Source organism: Pseudomonadota bacterium (assembly GCA_010028905.1).
GTDB lineage: Bacteria > Vulcanimicrobiota > Xenobia > RGZZ01 > RGZZ01 > RGZZ01.
The window spans coordinates 1-3,960 of record RGZZ01000466.1; the positions used below are offsets into that span (position 1 = coordinate 1).

Here is a 3,960-nt window from a genome sequence, read left to right on the forward strand (position 1 = left end):
GTGAGGAAGCGGCGAGAAGGAAGGCCGCGGAGACGGTTCTCGTGCAGGCGGGTGGCCTGGAGACCCGAGCGGTATCCTACGCGGCGCCTGTGGTCGAGGTCACGGCAGGGAGGCGCACCGTCTACCGCTACACCAATCCCCAGACTGGCCTGCAGATGACGAGCAGCGAGCCGCCTCGCTGGTATCGGCCTGGCTGCTCCAGCTACGTCGTCTTGTACGACAGGCAGGGGAAGATGGTGGGCAGCGAGCCCATTCCCCAGAACGATTACATTCTCATGGAGAGCCGTGCGCGTTCGGCGGAGACGCAGTCTCGAAACGAGGCGCTCATCGAGCAGAGCAGATCCCAGGCGGCGCAGCAGCGGGCGCGGAACGCGGAGCTGACCCAGGGGGCTCTCAACAATCGCTACCCGGGCACAGGGTACGCGCAGCCGTACAATCCTCAGCCTCGTACGGGGCGCCGAGCATTCCCGGTGTCCCGGTGCCCGGTCAGGGCGGCGGCTATGCGCCATCGATTCCCAGCATGCCCACCATGCCGATGGGGCCGTCTGTTCCGGCCGGACCTTCTGTGCCCTTCGGGCGCTAGAATGAGCCGGGCAGGCCCGCTCAGGCACCCTTCACGCAGAGAACCTGCTTGAGCACCTCCACCGCCTCCACGAGGTCTGATTGATTCGCCATGACCTCATCGATGGACTTGTAGGCCGCGGGGATCTCATCGACCACGGCCTGATCCTTGCGGCACTCGACGCCGGCGGTCTGTGCGGCCAGGTCGCTCTCGGTGAAGCGCCTTCGCGCCTCGTTGCGTGACATGCGGCGTCCCGCGCCGTGGCTGCAGGAGGTGAAGCTCTCCGCGTTTCCCTTGCCGCGCACGATGTAGCTGCGCGTGCCCATGGACCCGGGGATGATGCCGAGGTCACCTGTGCGGGCACGCACGGCTCCCTTGCGCGTGACCAGGACCTCTTCGCCGTAGTGAACCTCGTGGGCGACGTAGTTGTGGTGACAGTCGATGACCTCGCCTGTCTCGAAGGGAATGAAGTGGCCAAGCGCGTCGAGCACAGATCTCAGCATGACCTTGCGGTTGAGGCGCGCGAACTCCTGGGCCCACGACATGTCGTGGATGTAGGCCTCGTACTGCGGCGTGCCTGCCACCAGGTACGACAGGTCGGGGTCTGGCAGAGAGACGAAGAGCCGCTTCATCTCGTCTCGCGCGGTCTCGATGTGATGCTGCGCGATGAGGTTGCCCACGCCTCGCGACCCGGAGTGGAGCATGACCCACACCTCGTTGCGCTCGGACACACAGACCTCGATGAAGTGGTTGCCGCCGCCCAGGGTGCCCAGCTGGGTGGGGAACTTCCCCAGGCCCTTGAGCACCTTCGAGCCCGTGCCTTCGTGCTGACAGCGCAGCTCGATCTCTCGCGCACCGTCGACGAGCAGCGATCGATCTGCGGGCGACAGGGTGTCGAGCTTGTCGTCGCTCTTGTGGCTCGACATGCCCGTGGGCACAGCCCCTTCGATGCGGGAGCGCAGCTTCGGCAGAATGTCAGACAGCTGGGCCGGGGAGACCGTGGTGCGCACCGCAGACATCCCGCAGCCCAGATCGACGCCCACGCACGCGGGCACGATGGCCCCTCGGGTGGCGATGACGCTGCCGATGGTGGAGCCCTTGCCGGCATGCACGTCCGGCATCACGGCCAGCCACTTGAAGATGAACGGCAGGCAGGCGGTCTGGACGAGCTGCTGGCGTGCCAGGGGGTCGACGTCGGTCGACCAGACCTTGATGGGGGCGTGGTGGTCGCGGATCTCTTGTAGAACGGGCATGGGGGTCTCCTTGTTCGGCCACGCGGGCTGCGCGTGCAGATCGAGCTCGAAAGAAAACGCCGGATACCATTGCGTATCCGGCGTCTTCAGGCGGTTGGTCGATGTCCCGGGGCTACGGGACGATCATCTCGAACGGGATCGGCTCCTCGGTCGACGGCTGCGGTGCGTCGGTCGAAGCGGGCGCCGCGGGGGTTGACGCCTCAGCCGAGGAGTCTCCCTCGTTGTGTCGCTTGCCGGCCAGGGTGTCGAGGCCCTCGGTCGCGGCTCGCCAGCTGCGGCTTGCACCCGTGGCGGCACCGTGTGCGGCTCCGCAGAGCGCGGCGCCGCCACCTTCGATTCCACCGATGAGCGCGCTGCCCGCGACGGCGCCCATGAGCGGCCCGCCAAGGGCCCCGAGAACGATACCCACCGGCCCGAAGGACGAACCGACGTACACGCCGCCCGCCAGGCCAGCGAGGGCTCCGCCACCGCGGATGGCGCGATGGGCCGTGGGCCCCATCACGAAGCCGTCACTGAAGGCACCCTTGACGCCGCCCGCGGTCGCGCCCACCAGACCACCGCTGAAGCCGGCCACGCCGCCCACAACGCCTCGGAAGGCGCGGTAGGCGATTCCGTCCTTGCGCTCTGCTGGCGGTTCGCTCGAGGGCGGCGTGTCAACAGGCTCGGGCGCATCAGGGGCCGACGGTGCGTCGGCGGGCGGCTGTGTCGCGCCGCTCGGCGCTTCGGCAACATAGGAGAAAGGTCGAATGCTTGAAATCATGGGTTCCCACCTCATCGTCAATCTTTCATCAAATTACCACCTCTCGCCTGGAGCGCCCATTGCCGGGATGTGAACACCGGGAGAGGTCGGGGGCTTTTCGTCGCGGCCTCCTTCGCATTCGCGGTCTTTCCACGGCGCGACTCTTGACTTGGTTGCGCAGTGTGTGAACATGAGAGAAAGGGATGGCTCCATTGCGGGGTCGCTCACAAGTCTGCGTTCGAGGTCGTGAAGCATGGACAGCATACCTGTAGTCAAGCCTGAGGTTGCCGAAGGGGTCGGCGGTCAGTTCGACGGGGCCATCCAGAAGATCCAGAACGCGCCGAAGAAGGCGAAGAAGAAGATTCCGCCGGACACCATTCCCAAGCTCCAGGAGAGCAAGACGCAGAGCGTCAACGCAACGCGCAATGCGGGTCAGCAGACCCTCACCGCCAGCAACACCGTAAACTCGAACCCATTTGCAAAGATGGCGATGGGCGGCAAGAGCTTCGACAACATGCTCGGGGGCGGCGGTCCCATGGGGGCCGACGGCATGGGTTTCGGCGCCGTGGGGGCCTACAGCGGTCCGAACATCAGCTTCTCCGGTGGTCGGGGCGACTACGGCGGCATGAACGACATCAGCCAGCTCATGGGGCTGTTCGGCCAGCGACGAACCGAAGGCGGGCAGATCAGCCAGGGGCTCGCGCAGGTGGCGGGCGACCAGATGAAGCAGCTCGCCCAGAACCAGGGCTTCGGGCAGCAGATCGGCCAGCTCACCGGGCTCGAGAACCAGTTCGGCATGCAGTCGAACATGCTGGGCATGAAAGAGATGATGTTCAAAGGCATCAGCCAGAGCCTCAGCATGGTCGCCAAGGTCATCCAGATGGCGGCGCGGGGACTTCAGGCAGCGTCTCAGGCGGTGGAGGCGGCGTCTCAGGCGGTTGCCGCCGTGCCCTTCGTGGGCCCCGCGCTCTCCGCGGCCCTCAAGGCAGTGGCAATGATGCTCAAGGCCATCGCCCAGGTGCTCGAGAAGATGGGGCAGTTCCTCGAGAAGACCTCCGGGCAGATGATGCAGAAGTCCCAGGAGATGGGGGTCCAGAAGGCCCAGATGATGGCCAAGAAGGTGGCCACCCAGGCGCAGCGCAAGGTGGTGGAGAACCTTCTCAACCAGGGCAAGCAGCGTCTCGATCAGATCGTCGGCCAGCGCAACACGCTTGCCGGCTTTCAGCAGACCAACGGCAATGAGATGAACGCCATCGCCCGTCGTCTGCAGGAGCTGGGTCAGGCGCCTGGCGGCATGGGCGGACCGGGTGCTCCGGGTCAGGGTGGGCCAGGCCAGAATCCGGCCGCCGCGATGATGATGATGGGCATGATGGGCGGCATGGCCCAGAACATGATGGCCAACGCCA

Annotated in this window: 3 protein-coding genes; 1 reads left to right on the forward strand and 2 read right to left on the reverse strand. The window is 66.0% G+C overall.

From position 1 onward, the window contains the following. Positions 1-603: 603 nt before the first annotated feature. Positions 604-1,815 carry an RtcB family protein gene (locus tag EB084_21260; GenBank protein ID NDD30793.1) on the reverse strand — a complete coding sequence of 404 codons (1,212 nt, stop codon included), beginning with the start codon at positions 1,813-1,815 and terminating at the stop codon, positions 604-606. A 112-nt stretch (positions 1,816-1,927) separates the two neighbouring features. Then, a complete protein-coding gene (locus tag EB084_21265; GenBank protein NDD30794.1) occupies positions 1,928-2,575 on the reverse strand; it encodes a hypothetical protein in 648 nt (215 codons plus the stop codon). A 232-nt stretch (positions 2,576-2,807) separates the two neighbouring features. Between EB084_21265 and EB084_21270 the strand changes: the two genes are divergently transcribed. Continuing rightward, the coding region (locus tag EB084_21270) for a hypothetical protein (GenBank protein NDD30795.1) at positions 2,808-3,960 on the forward strand (1,153 nt) is incomplete at its 3' end.